This is a genomic window from Microcoleus sp. B4-C1, from assembly GCF_036705285.1.
Classification (GTDB): Bacteria; Cyanobacteriota; Cyanobacteriia; order Cyanobacteriales; family Microcoleaceae; genus Microcoleus.
Genome location: NZ_JAUBUC010000121.1, coordinates 1 through 16,937 on the forward strand (window position 1 = coordinate 1; position 16,937 = coordinate 16,937).

The window sequence follows — 16,937 nt, forward strand, 5'->3', positions numbered from 1 at the left end:
CTTGTCCTAATTGCGGTACTCGTCATGACCGTGATGGTAACGCCGCAACAAACATTAGAGCGGAAGGCATCAGGATACTACAGACGGATGGAACAGCCGTTTTTGCTAACGGAGGGGAAGTAAGACCAAAGATTGGACGCAAGGCTGTTCTGAGGCATTCCTCTGTGATGTTAGAAGCCCACACTATAATCGTTTCGATTTAGTGTGGGTAGTTCACCATCTTCTACTATTCTCAGCCAAGCTGCACAGTAAGCCGAGATCCGATCGAGTGTCCAGCGTCCTCAAGTCTGCGGGCCATCCCTAGGGTCGATCAATGCAGGCGGACAACTGAGTACAATGAGAAAATCCTTTCGTGCGATCGGTATTTGTGTCTGTGTCGGCAAATCAAGCTCCCATCTTCATCTTAGTTGACGGCCACTCCCTGGCCTTTCGCTCCTACTTCGCCTTCGCCAAAAGTCGAGACGGAGGCTTGCGAACTACGACAGGCATTCCCACCAGCGTCTGTTTTGGCTTTCTCAAGTCGCTGCTGGAAGTTATGGCGGCCCACGACCCCCAGTACATGGCGATCGCCTTTGACCTCGCCACACCCACATTTCGCCACGAAGCAGACGAAACTTACAAAGCCGGTCGTGCGGAAACTCCCGAAGATTTTATTCCCGATATCAAAAACCTGCAAGAACTCCTCAGCTATTTGAATTTACCTGCAATAACTGCTCCGGGCTACGAGGCCGACGATGTTTTGGGAACTTTGGCAAACAAAGCCAGCGCGGCGGGTTATCAGGTCAAAATCCTCACGGGCGATCGAGATTTGTTTCAATTAGTAGATACCGAAAAACAAATCAGCGTATTATATTTGAGTACCGATGAGCTCAGGCGATCGGGCAAAGGCAAATCCCAAGAATACGGCCCGGAAGCAGTCAAAGAAAAACTCGGTATTTTGCCCGAACAAGTAATAGATTACAAAGCCTTGTGCGGCGACAAATCCGACAACATCCCCGGAGTGAAAGGCATCGGCGACAAAACCGCCCTGCAATTGCTGGAAGCTTACAATTCCCTTGATGGAATTTATGCAGCCATCGATGAGATTAAAGGAGCAACTAAGAAAAAGCTAGAAGAAGGCAAAGAAGCTGCTTACCATTCTCAACGCATGGCGACAATTGTCCAAGACGTGCCATTAGAAATCAACTTAGAGGATTGCCAGCTTATAGGTTTTGACGAATCAGCCTTGATTCCCATGCTGGAAAAGTTGGAATTTAAAACATTTTTAAGCAAAGTTAAACAAATTCAAAAGCGCTTCGGCGGCGTAGAAGAAAAGGAAAAACCACAAGAAGAATCCTCGTTCCCCGGCTCTGCCCGGGAACGCATATCCAGAGGCTCTGCCTCGTCGAAAAACACCCTAGAACAGCCATTGGGGGGTGTAGAAAAGCCCTTGGAGGGTGTAGAAAAGCCCTTGGAACAGGGCGGGCAAGATGCCCACCCCACGTCACCTCAAACTTTTGAAAATTCAGCAGAAGATGTAGATTTCTATACTCTCGAAGAAACTAACGCAGATAGGGAGAGAAAAAAAGCCGCTCAGCAAGCAAACAAACCCCCAATTAAACCGCGAATAATTCAAACAACCGAACAGTTAAACGAATTAGTCCAACTGCTGCAAACCTTCACCGACAAAGCCTCACCCGTGGCGTGGGATACCGAAACCACCGCCATCGAACCGCGAGACGCCGAATTAGTCGGAATTGGCTGCTGTTGGGGAACGGGTGAAGAGGATCTCGCTTACATTCCCACGGGACACAAAACGGGCAAAAACTTAGACAAAGCCACAGTTTTAAATGCTTTGCGTCCGATTTTGGAAAGCGAGAATTATCCCAAGGCGCTGCAAAATGCTAAGTTTGATCGATCGATCCTGCGCTGTCAAGGAATCAAACTAGCCGGAGTCGTCTTCGACACCATGCTAGCCAGTTACGTACTCAATCCCGAAACCAGCCACAGCCTCAGCGAACTGTCAAAGAAATACTTAGGAATTGTCGCCAAAAGTTACAATGAATTAGTATCGAAAAACCAAACAATTGCTGACATCAGTATTCGAGAAGTAGCCGACTACTGCGGCATGGATGTTTACACTACATTTCACTTGGTTGGGGCACTTCAAGCCAAATTGAAGGAAGCTGATGAATCTAGCTTTCCCGGAAAAACTTTGCACAAGTTGCTGCTGGAAGTAGAACAGCCCCTAGAACCAGTTTTAGCTGAAATGGAATACTGCGGAATTCGCATTAATTCAGCATATCTGCAAGAACTATCGCAACAGCTAGAAAAGAGCTTAAAAGAAATAGAAGAAAAAACTTATGCCGCAGCGGGAAGAAAGTTTAATTTAGGTTCCCCGAAACAACTCAGCGAAATCTTGTTAGAAAAAATCCCGGATGAGTTTCAGAAAAAGTCTCGCAAAACTAAAACCGGATACTCTACAGACGCCGCTGTATTGGATAAATTGCAAGGAGACCACCCGATTGTAGACGATTTATTAGAACACCGAACATTATCCAAGTTGAAATCAACTTATGTCGATGCTTTGCCGCAGTTAGTGCGTGCGGATACCGGGCGAGTGCATACAGATTTCAACCAAACTGCAACGGGTACGGGAAGGCTTTCTTCTTCCAATCCCAATTTACAAAATATTCCCATCCGCACCGAGTTTTCGCGGCAAATTCGCAAAGCTTTTTTACCCGAAGAAGGTTGGGTGATGGTGTCGGCTGACTATTCTCAAATTGAACTGCGAATTTTAGCTCATTTGAGTCAAGAACCTGTGTTAATAGAAGCTTACCAAAATAACCGAGATGTGCATACTGTGACGGCTCAACTGTTGTTTGAAAAGGAAGAAATAACTCCCGACGAGCGCAGGTTTGGCAAAACGATTAATTTTGGAGTAGTTTACGGTATGGGGGCGATTAAGTTTGGCAAATCTATGGGTAAAAGCGCAGCAGACGGCAAAGAGTTTATTAAGCGATTTAACGAGCGTTACAGTAAAGTTTTTGAATATTTGGAAAAAGTAAAAAAAGAGGCGATCGCCCTCGGATACGTTACCACAATTTTAGGCCGCCGCCGTTACTTAAACTTCGAGAGCGAAAGCCTCCGCGACTTAAAAGGCCGCAATCCCCAAGACATTCACTCCGATCGACTTAAATCTCTCAGCAGAGATGATGCCCAATCTTTGCGGGCCGCAGCCAACGCTCCCATTCAAGGCTCCAGTGCTGATATCATTAAACTTGCCATGATTGAGGTACACAAAATTTTGCAAAACTATCAGGCGCGGCTGCTGCTGCAAGTTCACGATGAATTAATCTTTGAAGTCCCTCCCGATGAATGGGAAGAATTGCAACCAAAAATTAGAAGTGCGATGGAAAGTGCTCCGACAATTATAAGTGCGATGGAAAATGCTCTGCCGAAAAATACAAGTGCGATGGAAAATGCGCCAGGTATGGTACCGCTGATAGTTGACATCCACGCTGGGCAAAATTGGATGGAAACTAAATAAAACACAGAAATATGAGCCAACTTAAAATCGCCATTTTCCCCAAAATAAAAACCTTAAGTGCAGTTGCTATGCTATTGCTACTATTTGGTTGTCCGCAAAAGTTTGCACCGAATAACTATGCTGTCAAGCGAGTCAGCGACGGCGACACCCTTGTCGCCAGCGATGCCGCCGGCAAAGATATCAAAGTGCGTTTTGCCTGCATAGATGCACCGGAAGTCGCGCACACCAATGCTGAAAAAAATAGCAAAGCAGCAGCAAAAAAAAATCAGTTTAAGTGGGGAAATCTAGCGCACCAAAGAATGCAGCAGCTTGTCAATCAAGGGGGCGGTCGCGTTGTTTTGACCGTCACCGATACTGACCGCTACGGCCGCAAAGTTAGCGAAGTTCGCTTGCCAAATGGTACATTTGCCCAAGAAGTTTTGACCCGCGAAGGATTAGCAATGGTTTACCGTCCTTACTTGAAAAACTGTCCGAGTGCAAGTATTCTGGAACAAGCGGAAGCCGAAGCTAAGAAAAATCGCCGCGGCGTTTGGGGAGATTCTAAATTTGTTCCCGCGTGGGATTTTCGCAAGAAATGATTGAGTCATTGGTTATTGGTTATTGGTGGTTGACAGTTGACTGTTAACTGTTACCAGTTCTCCATGCCCCATGCCCCACGCCCAATTCTCCATGCCCTATGCCCTATGCCCAATTCCCAATTCCCCAACAAATGTGATAGGCTCCAGATAAACTAATAGACTGCTGACAAAAGCGGTCTATTGCAATCACCCAAAATTAACTTTACCGGACATCAATGAATATCAAACATCTGGTTATTTCCGGCATGGCCCTGCTCCTCGGTACTACAATCGTAGGAAATGCTATTGCTCAAGGACTGACGGACGACCAAAAAACGGTTGTTTGTCGCTTGAAAACTGAATTTGATCAGCGGAAAGGCAACGGTCAAAAATTAGTATTTGTGCCGTTGCTGGGCCAAGTTCGCAAGCAAGTTTCATCTCCTTTTAGAGCCACGCTGCATCCTAATGTGGAGTATGTTTTTGTTGCCACTTGCGACGGAAATTGCCAGGATTTAAACTTATCTCTCAAGGATGCAAGCGGTCAGGAAGTCGCTGTGAGTCAAAAAACAGGGGAACTGGCGTCAATCTCTTTTACTCCCCCATCCCAAGGCGAATATCAAATCAGTGCTAAGCCTGGGGAATGCACGACGGCAGAGGGTTGCAGTTACGGCCTGGGAATCTTCGTTCCAGCAAGTGCTAGCGTACCTAATGCTTCAAGAATTCCTGCTGAGATAGCACAATTTCGACTTTGCCAGTAGGGGAACAAGGATAGAGTTGTAGGTTGCCAGGAGAGTAGAGTTTTTAATCAGAAATCTAACTCATAACTTGCAACTTATAACTCGCAACTTATCTCGCAACCACGCCCGACGGTGAGTAGGTTCTTAATCACTCAAACCCTCCCTTTGATTGTTTCTTCCTTCTTTCTTCTTCCTTCTGCTATAATTTGTTACGCATAACTCATCCAAACTGTCAAGCCGATCGAGCTGTGGAACCCTGCAAAGACCCCATAACTGCCGAAAGCTGGCTTGAAGCCAGAACTTTATTTACCCTCAGACAGGCATCAATTAGAATATAGATGGTGCCTCTCAAAGGTGACGAGTACATTGCCCATGTCTTTAACCTTAGCTTTGAAAAATCAACTGCAGAACCGTCCTCAAATAGGGTTGAAAAGTCTGTTGGGCCGCTTGGGTATCAGGCAGAAAATCGGCTGCGGATACGCATTGGTCATTGGTATTGCCGTTTTGGGTGCTGTGGCGGGACGGGGAGTAGAATCCTATCACAAACAGCAAGTTAGAGAAAAACTAGCGATCGACCGAGACAAAGCGGAAATCTTAACAAATCTCAATCACACGGTGCAGGAAGTCAGAATTCAGCAGCAAGAGCTCGCGAGTCTGACGGCCAAACCGCAAATTTTCGATCGCGAACGATCGGAATTCCTGACTCGCGTTGCTCAGATGAGCGGCATCCTCGAACAACTGCAAACCCCGTCGCCGACGAAGAATCCCGATATTGCCAAAGACTACCAACAGCTTCAACAGTTCGCTCAAGCCAACGGCAAAACCGTAGAATCATACTTTCAACAAGTACAAAAATTGTTGGCTACTGCGAAATTATCTGCTTTGAATCCGCAACAGCAGCAGGCTTTCGGGCGGAATTTGAACAATTTTGTGGCTGGCGAAACTGCTTTGAAACTCAAACAGTTTTCCGAGGATTCAGCCCAACTGGCCGTCAACTTTCGCGAGAAAGCAGACGAGGCATTTAGAACCTACCAGGAAGCAGAAAAACTTGGAACTCTGATTCTGGTTTGCTCTCTAGCAGTATCCGCTGGTCTGGCAGCCGTACTTGCAGCATACACCAGCCGGGCGATCGCCCGCCCCTTAGAAGCCACCACCCTCATCGCTCAGCGAGTTACCGAAGAATCTAACTTTGATTTGCAAGTACCCGTCACTACTTCCGACGAAGTGGGAATGCTAGCAATTTCCCTCAACGAACTAATCCAAAGAGTAGCAGAATACACAGAAGAATTGCACGAAGCAAAAGTAGCCGCCGAAGCTGCCAACCGCTCGAAAAGTGCATTTCTCGCCAACATGAGCCACGAACTACGCACCCCCCTCAACGCCATCATTAACTACAGCGAAATGCTGCAAGAAGATGCTCAAGATTCCGGTTCAGAAGACTTTCTCCCGGACTTAGAAAAAATTCAAACCGCAGGCAAACACCTGCTGGATATGATTAGCGACATCCTCGACATTTCCAAAATAGAAGCAGGTCACGTCACCCTTTATTTGGAAAACTTCGACGTGGCGACCATGATTGAAGAAGTGATGACTACTGCTCAACCGCTAGTAGAAAAAAAAGGCAATTCTTTAGCACTGAAAACCAAAGGCGAACTCGGTACAATGTACGCCGACCAACCGAAAGTGCGGCAAATTCTCCTTAATTTGCTCAGCAATGCTGCCAAGTTTACCGAAAAAGGCGTCATTACTATCGGCGTCGAAAGAATGAAAATAGAAAAATCAAGACCGACCAAACAAAATAAAAATAATGATATTCACTCTGGTTCAAACTACACTTCTCAAGTTTTAATGTTTCGAGTCAGCGACACCGGCATCGGCATGACAAACGAGCAATTAGAGCAGATATTTAAACCTTTTACCCAAGCTGATGCTTCGACTACCCGCAAGTATGGAGGGACGGGTTTGGGATTGACAATTAGCCAGCGTTTGTGTCAAATTCTCGGAGGCGAAATTAGCGTTGAAAGCGAGGACGGGAAAGGTTCAACTTTTATTGTCAGTCTCCCGGAACGGGTTGTGATGCAGGCATGAAGTCAATCGATTTTAGATTTTAGATTTTAGATTTTAGATTGGAGATTTTAGATTGGAGATTTTAGATTAAAGAATTTAAGCATTGAAGCATTGAAGCATTGACCAAGACTTTCAAAGGTGGTACCCGCCACGTGATTTATCCGTGGAATCAATCCAAAATCGAAAATCGAAAATCCTTGCGTCCCCCGAATTTATCCCTGGGGTCAATCCAAAATCTAAAATCTAAAATCTAAAATCGAATGATCCCACGGATCAATTCGGGGGGCAAGTTTCTCGGATACAGGTTTTTTATTTCTGGGTCCTGAGTCTGCGAAGGAATGAATCCGGGGGCTTGTATCCTGGATGCTTTCGGTGAGGCAAGATATGGATTTGGACGCGGATACACGGATTAATTATTGAGCATTTGTCATATCATGTCCGGTCAATTAACCATAATTCCTGTAGGGGCGGGTTCGCCAAGATATTGAATAGAAACGGGAAAATCTGTAAACCCGCCCCGGCATTTAATCGCGCTCAATCATCGGACATGATATCAATAGTCAGGAGGCAGATATTCCAGGAAAAAGAAAGAGGGAGGAAGGAAGAGGAAAATTTTAAAATGTATTGATATATCAATTATCACAATAAAGAATAATTAACAACCCGGACTAACGCACAGACTCTATCTGTAGGTGCGCCGTGTGCACCTTACATATAGGGGTTCTGCGTAAGTTTTGATAATTCCCAGGTCAAAACCTGGGAATATAGCAAGCCTAAAGAAGAAAGCCTTGTACAACAGTAGTTTTCAAGACTCCTTCAAAAGTGCGTTCTGTCTTGTCCAGCAGCACAACGACATTGCGCCGATTCGGAGACAAACGAACTTCTCGGATTGAATAAGAGAACACCCAATCTTGAAAATTGTTCAGCGTTCCGAGGACACGCTGCCGACCGTTATGATTAATTACAAGACGCATGGCGGCGCTTTCTCTGCCAGCAGAAGCATTTTTTTGCCGCTGTTCTAGGCGAATTTGTAAAGGCTTTGCTGTATTGACTCTGACGGCGACTGTCTCGCTTCCATTGGCTCCGGGAGTACGAGAAATAATGTTCAGTTTAGTTCCAGCTTGAGGAGGAGTTAACTTCAAAGTTTGCCTGCTATTCCAAGTTTTTTTAAGCAAGTCATCTTCTGCCATTTTAGTGCTTTTATTCGAGTCTGGTTCGCCATATTTAGTTTCGATACACCCATTTCTGATGCAGGAATTTGCAGCAACTTGGACAATTTGCAATTCTGCTTTGGGAATTCCCGCTCCAGTATCTCTGGAACTTTCTAGATACAAGTAGTAATTGCTGTCGGCGGAAAAACCCGACATCCGGTGTGCGGCACGCCAGGTACTTGCCAAAGCTTCAGGGGCTAGTGCGATCGCGGCACTTGCTATAATTCCTAACGAAATTAAAGGTAAAATTTTCATAGCTATCTTTTCCATGTGTGAGAGTTATAGCGGCTGTTATTGATGAGTAAAACAATAACGCTTCGGGTTTCGCTATAGGACTGTGACGGTTCTCAAGTCCTCTCTCCTATTTACATGAGTGTTTCTGCATTTTCCGTAGCAGGAGACTGTTTAAGAATGTGCCGTTTTTTCAAGTGGCACTAAAAACATTTTTAATGTGAGAGTGGGTCTTATCTCACATCTTGCACTATTCTCAAGAACAGGCAAGATGCCTGTTCCACAAAGAGTGAATTTTATTCTTGTGGAACAGGCATCTTGCCTGTTCATAAAAAGCTTATTGACAATGGTGCAACATCTCAGTTTTATCCAAGAGTCCAACTTTTAGGCGCAAAAGTTTGCTTTTCCTTGCGAGGGACTGCAACCAAGGACGGAAATACCTATCTCAAGATAGGGGAACACCGATCCGCCCCCCCTCTGCAACTCCCTACAATGACAATTGTACGGGCCATTAAGCAATTGCCTCTACAGCAATCATCATTTTTAATTCAGGGAATTAAAATTTATGCAACCGAATAATCCAAACCAATTTACAGAAAAAGCCTGGGAAGCCCTCGCGCGCACCCCCGAAATCGTCAAAGCAGGTCAGCAGCAGCAGCTAGAAAGCGAACATTTGATGAAAGCTTTGCTGGAACAAGAATCGGGACTCGCTAGCAGCTTGTTTAACAAAGCGGGAGTTTCTGTAGCAAAATTGCGCGATCGCACTGATGAGTTTATCAGTCGCCAGCCGAAAATCTCAGGAAGCGGCGGCAACGTTTATCTAGGTCGTTCTCTCGACACTTTGCTCGATCGCGCCGAAACTTATCGCAAAGACTACGGCGATGAATTTATATCGATCGAGCATTTGATACTAGGTTACGTTAACGACGATCGTTTCGGCAAAAATTTACTACAAGAATTTAAACTAGATGAAGCCAAGCTCAAAGATATCATTACCCAAGTCCGGGGGAAGAACAAAGTGACCGATCAAAATCCAGAAGGCAAATACGAAGCGCTGGAAAAATACGGCCGAGATTTGACTGAAGCCGCGCGTCAAGGCAAACTCGATCCGGTAATCGGACGGGATGACGAAATCCGCCGCACGATTCAAATTTTGAGCCGTCGCACCAAAAATAACCCGGTATTGATTGGGGAACCGGGAGTCGGCAAAACTGCGATCGCCGAAGGACTCGCCCAGCGAATTATCACCGGAGATGTGCCGCAATCTCTCAAAGACAGACAATTAATTAGCTTAGATATGGGCGCATTAATTGCCGGGGCAAAATTCCGGGGAGAATTTGAAGAACGCTTGAAAGCGGTGCTCAAAGAAGTGATGGACAGCAACGGCAAAGTCATCTTATTTATCGATGAAATTCACACCGTTGTCGGTGCCGGCGCAACTCAAGGCTCGATGGATGCCGGTAACTTACTTAAACCCATGTTAGCGAGGGGAGAATTGCGCTGTATCGGTGCAACAACTCTCGACGAATACCGCAAGTACCTCGAAAAAGATGCTGCATTAGAACGTCGCTTCCAGCAAGTTTATGTTGACCAACCGACAGTTGAAGATACTGTCTCGATTTTGCGGGGCTTGAAAGAACGGTACGAAGTTCACCACGGCGTTAAAATTTCTGACAGCGCCCTAGTGGCGGCGGCTACTTTGTCTACTCGATATATTAGCGATCGCTTCCTTCCAGACAAAGCCATTGACTTAGTGGACGAAGCAGCGGCTAAACTCAAAATGGAGATTACCTCCAAGCCGGAAGAACTAGACGAAATCGACCGCAGGATTTTGCAGCTAGAAATGGAAAGACTGTCGCTGCAAAAAGAAAGCAATGCGGCTTCGATAGAACGCTTGGAAAGACTGGAAAAAGACTTAGCGAACCTCAAGGAACAGCAAAGCGCTTTGAATGCCCAGTGGCAATCGGAAAAAGGTGTCATCGGCAGCATTCAAAAGATTAAAGAACAGATTGATAAGGTGAATATTGAAATTCAGCAAGCTGAATTAAAATATGACTTGAACCGTGCTGCTGAGTTGAAATATAGCAAGTTAACCGAATTGCAAAAACAACTGCAAGAAGCAGAAGCTCAACTGTCAGCAACTCAAACCACAGGCAAAACTTTGCTGCGGGAAGAAGTTACAGAAGGTGACATTGCCGAGATTATTTCCAAGTGGACGGGAATTCCGATCAGCAAGTTGGTTGAATCGGAAATGCAAAAACTTCTGCACTTGGAAGATGAACTGCACAAGCGGGTAATTGGACAGGATGAAGCGGTGACGGCTGTTGCAGATGCAATTCAGCGATCGCGCGCAGGTTTAGCCGACCCAAATCGTCCGGTTGCGAGTTTTATCTTCCTCGGCCCCACGGGTGTTGGCAAAACTGAGTTGGCGAAAGCATTAGCGTCTTATCTGTTCGACACGGAAGAAGCGATCGTGCGAATTGATATGTCGGAATACATGGAGAAACACGCAGTTTCGCGGTTAATTGGTGCGCCTCCGGGATACGTTGGCTACGATGAAGGTGGACAATTAACTGAGGCTGTGCGCCGCCGTCCTTACTCAGTGATTCTATTCGATGAAATCGAGAAAGCGCACCCGGATGTCTTCAACATCATGCTGCAAATTCTGGATGACGGCCGCGTTACCGATGCTCAAGGTCACACGGTAGACTTTAAGAATTCTGTGATTATTATGACATCGAATGTCGGCTCTCAATACATCTTAGATGTGGCGGGAGATAACGAACAAATGCGGAGTCGGGTGATGGAAGCGATGCGGGGAACTTTCCGCCCGGAATTCTTGAACCGGATTGATGAGATGATTATTTTCCACGGTTTGAGTAAGGCGGAATTGCGGCAGATTGTGCTGTTGCAAGTGAAGCGCTTGGAAAAACGGTTAGCCGATCGCAAAATGTCTCTGAAATTGTCGGAATCTGCGATCGATTTCTTAGCAGAAATTGGTTACGATCCGGTTTACGGTGCGCGGCCTCTGAAGCGGGGAATTCAACGCGAGTTGGAAACCCAAATGGCGAAGGGTATTTTGCGGGGAGATTTTGCTGACGGCGATACCATTTTTGTGGATATCGAGAATGAAAGGTTGGCGTTTAAGCGGCTGCCGGCACAGTTGGTGACTGCTAAATAATTTGAGTAGGGTGGGCTGCGGCCCACCTTATTTTTTTGAGGCGATAGTTCTTTTTTTTTACCGCAGATGTAGGCGGATGGACGCGGATGGACGCGGATGGGATTGGGGGCGATCGTTCTTAAGGGCGATCGCTTTCTGATTTATCTTTTTTCAACTCTTGACGTTCTCTGACTGCTTTAGCTGCCACATGGGAAAGCAGGTTTGCGAGCGTTCTATCTTCCTCTTCGGCCCATTCGGACAAGGCTTGATGAACGTCTTCTGGAAGTGTAACTGTGACTCGCATTCGTGAAGGCATGGGCTGGCATGGTTTTACTTCAATTGTCTTCAATCTTACACTCCAACACCTTTCAGTATCGCGCCGTCTTCAACTCGGGCGATCGCTCCGGGATTCGTCCTTTTTCTGCTCTTGGCGCTCTCTAACAGATTTCGTCAGCAGGTAAGTTGTCAAACTGCTAACGGATCTGCTTTCTTCTTCTGCCCATTCTTCCAGAGCTTTTTGAATTTCCTCTGGTAGGTATGCGGTAACTCTTCCCCGTGAAGCCATTCGTTGCACTGCAAAACATCTCAACACAGTCCATCTTACGCTGTTTTGAGTTAAGACCGATAAAAATATTTCATTTTAAGTTATTTTAACTCATTGTACGTCATTATGTGTTATAATACGACCTGTAAACAGTCAAAAGCCAGCCCCTTACTGTCCAAGGTTCCGGGCTGGCTCTGGCTCCAACAATTCACTGGAGACGGATTCTATTATGACGTACAAACAACGCTTGTGCTGTTGGGCGATCGCCCGTTTGTTACCCTCTGAGCAATGGATAATTGTTGCGCGCTTCCGCAGTCGTTCAGATGCAGACGGGCATTTTCAGTTTTTGCGACAAACTATACCTCACGTTAAGTTTGAGGTTGTGTTCGATTCCAGTGGGGACACTCACCGTTTATCGGCGTTGGGCCGCCCTTCCAATCCCGTCACCAGCGCGTTATAAATGGTAATTTTCGCGGCGGTTTCAGTTAATTAAACATGGGCGATCGCACTTTTTTTGATAAGTGCGATCGTCCGTACCCTTTCAGCCAAATCAGAATTTATACTGGGGTGGCCTCAAGACTAAAATTCTCCGAACAGGAATTTATCAACCTTGGGCTGTGGTAAAATTATCGTATCCACAACACTTTCTCGTTACTTAAAAATATGCGATCGAAACTCGAAGAAATTACGCTTCAAGACAGAAATGCTGCTGAAATGGAAATTCGCGACAAGCAGAAGCAAATTAATTACGATACGAGAGACTATCCCCTCGAAATACTTGTTCAAAAATATATGGAAGGAATTAACGATGATACTAATAAGTTGTTTATTCCCGACTACCAACGCGAACTTGTTTGGGATGAAGCAAGGCAATCAAAGTTTATCGAATCGGTAATTTGGGGGCTGCCAATACCTTCTATATTCGTTGTTGATATCGGCCATGATGAAAATGATGAACCACGTTTAGAGATCGTATACGGTGCACAACGCATTCTTACCCTAACTAGATTTGTTAACAACGAATTAACCTTAATTGGACTCCAAAAAATAGAGCAGTTAAATGGATTTAAGTTTAGTGATTTACTCATGCCTCGCCAGAGGAACTTCAACCGAAAGACAGTTCGGACTATCCAATTAACTGAAGCTGCGAATGAGGAAGTCCGAAGAGATTTATTTGAACGGATACAATCCTTTTAATGGCAATGTAAATTCATTTTACCTACTGTACAAAACCCGAGGCAACCCGTTTAATAAATGTAGTGGCGCGTATTGAATATTTCCGCAATTAACTGCCATGTCACACTCATGAATACTGTATTTTTAGACTTTAATACACGCGCCAAAGAGGTGAACGATTACTTCATTTTTTTGGAAAGCTTGGAAAAACAGACAACGAAGTTAGCTTTATTCGATACTCGTGGCAAATACCAAATTCAAAGCCTCGATCCAGAGTTAGCAAAAACTCTCAAAGCTAATGCTTTTTTGTTGCTGTATAATTTAGTTGAATCCACTATGCGAAATGCGATTGAAGCCATATTTGAGGAGTTTAAAAATAAATCCATCTCCTTTGACCAACTCCAACCTGAAATTAAACTGATCGTCCTCCAAAATCTTAAAAATCGTTCTCCTAAGAAAATTTATTTAACAATTAATCAACTCTCTACTGATATCATCACAGCTACATTTGAACGTGAAGAACTGTTTTCGGGGAATGTGGATGCTAGGTTAATTAAAGAAATAGCAGACAAATACGGTTTTTCATATCAAACAGACTTTGCTAAGACAAAAAACGGGCAAAATCTTGTAGTGATTAAAAGTAATAGAAATGACTTAGCGCACGGCATTAAGTCTTTTGAGGAAGTTGGGCGAGATAAGACAATTAAGCAACTATTAGAAATGAAGGAAGAAGTCGTAGAGTATTTGACGCAAATACTGGAAAATATCAGAGATTATCTTGACAATGAAGAGTATTTGGAACTAACTACAGGTAATCCTTAATTTTAGGCTAAGAAACCGGGTTTCTCGGATGATTTAGGTAGGGTGGCGAGATATCTCGGAAGAAACCCGGTTTCTGGGAATGATGTGAAGGCTACTTCCGCACCATCACAGACTTAATTACAGCATTCGGCTGATACTTATTAGTCTGATAGAATCCCCCTTTACCAGCGCCATAAACTCCCGCAAATTGTTTTCCTTCAGCCTTGGGAACAAACATAATCTTTCTAGTGGGTTGCTTGGCAAAAACCACATTTTCTCTCATTTCATTATCCACGTTATAAGATAAAGTAGCCTTGCCGTAAATTGCCTCAGCTTGTTTCAGAGTCATTCCTGGCCCGACGCCCTGAACTGTTTTATAATTAGAATTCTCAGTCATTAAAAGTTCAATTACATCGGTATCTTTTAGCTTTGTACCCGCAGCGTAGATAATCCGATATTGCACTTTTCCCGATCGACTAACTGCCACAGAATCAAAGTCTACCATAAAAGGAGACTGAACTTTAAACTGCGCTGTGGAACCCAGAGCCTTTTTCAATTGTCCGAAAGTCATCCCCACCTTCGCCGCTCCAATTGTGCGATCGGAAATTGTTAAACTTGCAGAAGGTGTTTTTTGAGCAGTTTTTGCCGTTTCGCCTAGCTTATTTGCACCCCCAGGCGCAACAGCGGAACCCGGAACCGAAATTAAGGTGAGGTAACTGCCGATCGCCAATAAAACAGCTATCATTGATCCAGACAAAACTTTAAGATTCAACATGACTAATTCTCCTAGATTTCAAATGCGACTATCTACCCGCATCTTTTTGACTATCCTGGGCCTCACCCTCCTAGTTTGGATTCTCAGAGGTGTTGGCCTCTTGACATTCATTCCCGGTGGTGTGATATGGATACTGATTTTGTTGTCTTTTGTTGCGGGTATTCTCAGCACTTTACTCCGTCGGTAAGCCAGCATCCGGCAAATAACAAATAAGAATTAACAATTAAAACTTAACAAATTATTTTAATTTTGATTGTTTGATAGCCTTTCCCACTGTTACATTTAACTGAGCGCCGATCAGCATCACCAAAGAAGAAAGATCGAGCCACAGCAGCAACACAATAAAAGTTCCGATCGTGCCGTAAGTCCAACTGTAATTGCCCAAGTGCAAAACATAAAACCGAAATAAAGCTGAAAATAGCGCCCACAAAATAGCTGCAAAAATAGCTCCCGACAAAATAGGAATATCTGGTTGACGGCGGCTAGGCCCGTAGCGGTAAACAAAAGCAAAAGCCAGTGATATAATTCCCAAAGAAATCGGCCACCGCCACAACCGCCAAACACCTAACAGTTGCGACTCCAAAGGGCAATTGTCGGCGAGTAGCAGGCAATTTTGGACATTTTTTAAATTGCAAGTGGCGACGGACTCCAGCAGGCAACTCTGGCGGGCAATAGCTTGTACAATTAAGTCGCTGACAAAGACTACTCCCGATGCTAGAATTAACAGCACAATTGTACCGATACTCAGGGCCAGAGAAATAAGTTTTGCTTTCCAAAAGGGTCGAGTTCGATCGCTCGGGATGTCATGGATGCGATCGAGTGCAGCCATCGCCGCGCTCATTACTCCAGAAAATGCCCAAATCGCCCCAAGAAAGCTCACCGAAAACAGCCCTTTACTGCGAGTTAACAGAATTTCTTTGATTAAGCCGCCAATCAACTTCCGCACGTCATCGGGTATAACTTCGCCCAAAAGACGGGCGATTTGATACAGTGTTGACTGCAAAGGTTCAAAGAGGGCGATCGCAGATAAAATAGCCAACAGCCCCGGAAACAGCGCCAGCATAGAATTGTAGGCCATTTCCGCAGACAGCCCCGGCAAGCGCTGCTCTCCCGCCTTCGCGCCGACTTCCTTGAGCGTACCCCAAGTCAAACACCGACAAAACCGCCAAAAACCCCGAAATTTCCGTTTGAGTGCTCTCAGCAGCCTTAAAAGCGCCTTAAACAAAGCTAAAATCAGGTAGCGCAACCAGTAAAAAATGTTCATAGCGCACAGGCAACGGGGAGAAAGATGAGGTACACAAGTCGTTAATTAATTAAGCCATTATCAACTCGCAATTGCCAATTCCCAATTCCCCAATCTAAAATCTAAAATCTAAAATCTAAAATCAATATTATGGCTCAGGATGTCAGACAGTGGTTAGATGAAATCAAGCGGCTGCAACAGCAGTTAACAGAAGTTTCGCGCGATCGCGATGAGGCTGGTGAAAGTGCGGCTCAGTGGCGCCAACTGTACAATACTGAAGCCGAGCAGCGGCGGAATGATGCTAAATTAACTCAGCAAAGCATCGCTTCTCTGGAAGCACAAATAGAGCAATTACAAAATTTTTCCCCGATTGTGCCCGAAGGCGACGATGCTGGAGTTGCTCGCCAGCAGGAAGTCGAACAACTGCAAACAGTAGGCGAACTTAAAGCTAAGTTAGCAGAAGTTCTCGAAGAGCGCGATCGGGCGATCGAACAAGTTAAACAACTCACTCAAGCCCTCAAACAAGAAGAAGCCCGTCACGCCGAAACTAGCAAAAATTTAACTAGCGCCCTCGGAGATGCCGTTGACTTGCTCACGAAAGCCCAAAATCCTGCCCCTGCAAAAACGGAGACAGTATATTCTTTAGAGATAGTACCTACTCGCACTGCAAATCCTGGCGAAACTGCGATAGAAATCCGCCAAACTTCCGCCCAAACAGGCAAAAATCCCGCCCAGCTTCCACCTTCTAAAAATCAGTTACTCGATTTACCGCCCTTTGGGAATTAGGAGTTACAAATTCAGGAATTGTCGGCATGGCGACTCCCCTTATGATCGCGAATTAAATAACTTACAATTTTAATTGTTATTGTGGGATGGGCGTCCCGCCCGTCCTTTTTGGACGGGCGG

14 protein-coding genes are annotated in these 16,937 nt (G+C 45.1%); 9 read left to right on the forward strand and 5 right to left on the reverse strand.

Annotated elements, in window-relative coordinates:
• Positions 1-352 precede the first annotated feature (352 nt).
• The 4 genes from polA (at position 353) to QUB26_RS28810 (ending at position 6,911) form a co-directional block, all read left to right on the forward strand.
• Positions 353-3,529: a DNA polymerase I gene (polA, locus tag QUB26_RS28795; RefSeq protein ID WP_333320746.1), complete on the forward strand. Its 3,177-nt coding sequence runs from the start codon at positions 353-355 to the stop codon at positions 3,527-3,529.
• Positions 3,530-3,540: 11 nt separating this feature from the next.
• A complete protein-coding gene (locus QUB26_RS28800) occupies positions 3,541-4,107 on the forward strand; it encodes a thermonuclease family protein (RefSeq protein ID WP_333246657.1) in 567 nt (188 codons plus the stop codon).
• 215 nt (positions 4,108-4,322) lie between these two features.
• Positions 4,323-4,844: a hypothetical protein gene (locus tag QUB26_RS28805; RefSeq protein ID WP_333052775.1), complete on the forward strand. Its 522-nt coding sequence runs from the start codon at positions 4,323-4,325 to the stop codon at positions 4,842-4,844.
• Positions 4,845-5,195: 351 nt separating this feature from the next.
• Positions 5,196-6,911 carry an ATP-binding protein gene (locus QUB26_RS28810; protein ID WP_333246655.1) on the forward strand — a complete coding sequence of 572 codons (1,716 nt, stop codon included), beginning with the start codon at positions 5,196-5,198 and terminating at the stop codon, positions 6,909-6,911.
• Between the two features lie 752 nt (positions 6,912-7,663).
• Here the strand turns inward: QUB26_RS28810 and QUB26_RS28815 are convergent.
• Entirely contained in the window at positions 7,664-8,356 is a 693-nt protein-coding gene (locus QUB26_RS28815; RefSeq protein WP_333246653.1) for a DUF2259 domain-containing protein, read from the reverse strand.
• A 541-nt stretch (positions 8,357-8,897) separates the two neighbouring features.
• Here QUB26_RS28815 and clpB point away from each other — a divergent pair.
• On the forward strand, positions 8,898-11,513 hold the full coding sequence (gene clpB, locus QUB26_RS28820) for an ATP-dependent chaperone ClpB (protein WP_333246651.1): 2,616 nt from the start codon (positions 8,898-8,900) through the stop codon (positions 11,511-11,513).
• Between the two features lie 118 nt (positions 11,514-11,631).
• On the opposite strand, the gene QUB26_RS28825 is transcribed toward clpB, so the two are convergent.
• Both QUB26_RS28825 and QUB26_RS28830 read right to left on the reverse strand, forming a co-directional pair.
• Positions 11,632-11,808: a ribbon-helix-helix domain-containing protein gene (locus QUB26_RS28825; protein ID WP_333320748.1), complete on the reverse strand. Its 177-nt coding sequence runs from the start codon at positions 11,806-11,808 to the stop codon at positions 11,632-11,634.
• A gap of 69 nt (positions 11,809-11,877) precedes the next feature.
• On the reverse strand, positions 11,878-12,057 hold the full coding sequence (locus QUB26_RS28830; RefSeq protein WP_193973468.1) for a ribbon-helix-helix domain-containing protein: 180 nt from the start codon (positions 12,055-12,057) through the stop codon (positions 11,878-11,880).
• Between the two features lie 208 nt (positions 12,058-12,265).
• Between QUB26_RS28830 and QUB26_RS28835 the strand changes: the two genes are divergently transcribed.
• From QUB26_RS28835 to QUB26_RS28845, 3 genes are all read left to right on the forward strand, one after another.
• Positions 12,266-12,496: a hypothetical protein gene (locus QUB26_RS28835; protein WP_333320750.1), complete on the forward strand. Its 231-nt coding sequence runs from the start codon at positions 12,266-12,268 to the stop codon at positions 12,494-12,496.
• A 203-nt stretch (positions 12,497-12,699) separates the two neighbouring features.
• Complete coding sequence (locus tag QUB26_RS28840; protein ID WP_333246646.1) at positions 12,700-13,233, forward strand: DUF262 domain-containing protein; 534 nt, start codon at positions 12,700-12,702, stop codon at positions 13,231-13,233.
• A 108-nt stretch (positions 13,234-13,341) separates the two neighbouring features.
• A complete protein-coding gene (locus tag QUB26_RS28845; protein WP_333246644.1) occupies positions 13,342-14,034 on the forward strand; it encodes an MAE_28990/MAE_18760 family HEPN-like nuclease in 693 nt (230 codons plus the stop codon).
• 91 nt (positions 14,035-14,125) lie between these two features.
• On the opposite strand, the gene QUB26_RS28850 is transcribed toward QUB26_RS28845, so the two are convergent.
• Together QUB26_RS28850 and QUB26_RS28855 are read right to left on the reverse strand one after the other, a co-directional pair.
• Entirely contained in the window at positions 14,126-14,788 is a 663-nt protein-coding gene (locus QUB26_RS28850; RefSeq protein WP_333320753.1) for a hypothetical protein, read from the reverse strand.
• A gap of 238 nt (positions 14,789-15,026) precedes the next feature.
• Positions 15,027-16,052, reverse strand: coding sequence for a YihY/virulence factor BrkB family protein (locus QUB26_RS28855; RefSeq protein ID WP_333320755.1), 1,026 nt, complete (start codon positions 16,050-16,052; stop codon positions 15,027-15,029).
• A gap of 129 nt (positions 16,053-16,181) precedes the next feature.
• Here QUB26_RS28855 and QUB26_RS28860 point away from each other — a divergent pair, with 129 nt between their 5' ends.
• Positions 16,182-16,817 (forward strand): hypothetical protein, encoded by a 636-nt coding sequence (locus QUB26_RS28860; protein ID WP_333320757.1) that lies wholly within the window; start codon positions 16,182-16,184, stop codon positions 16,815-16,817.
• Positions 16,818-16,937 lie beyond the last annotated feature (120 nt).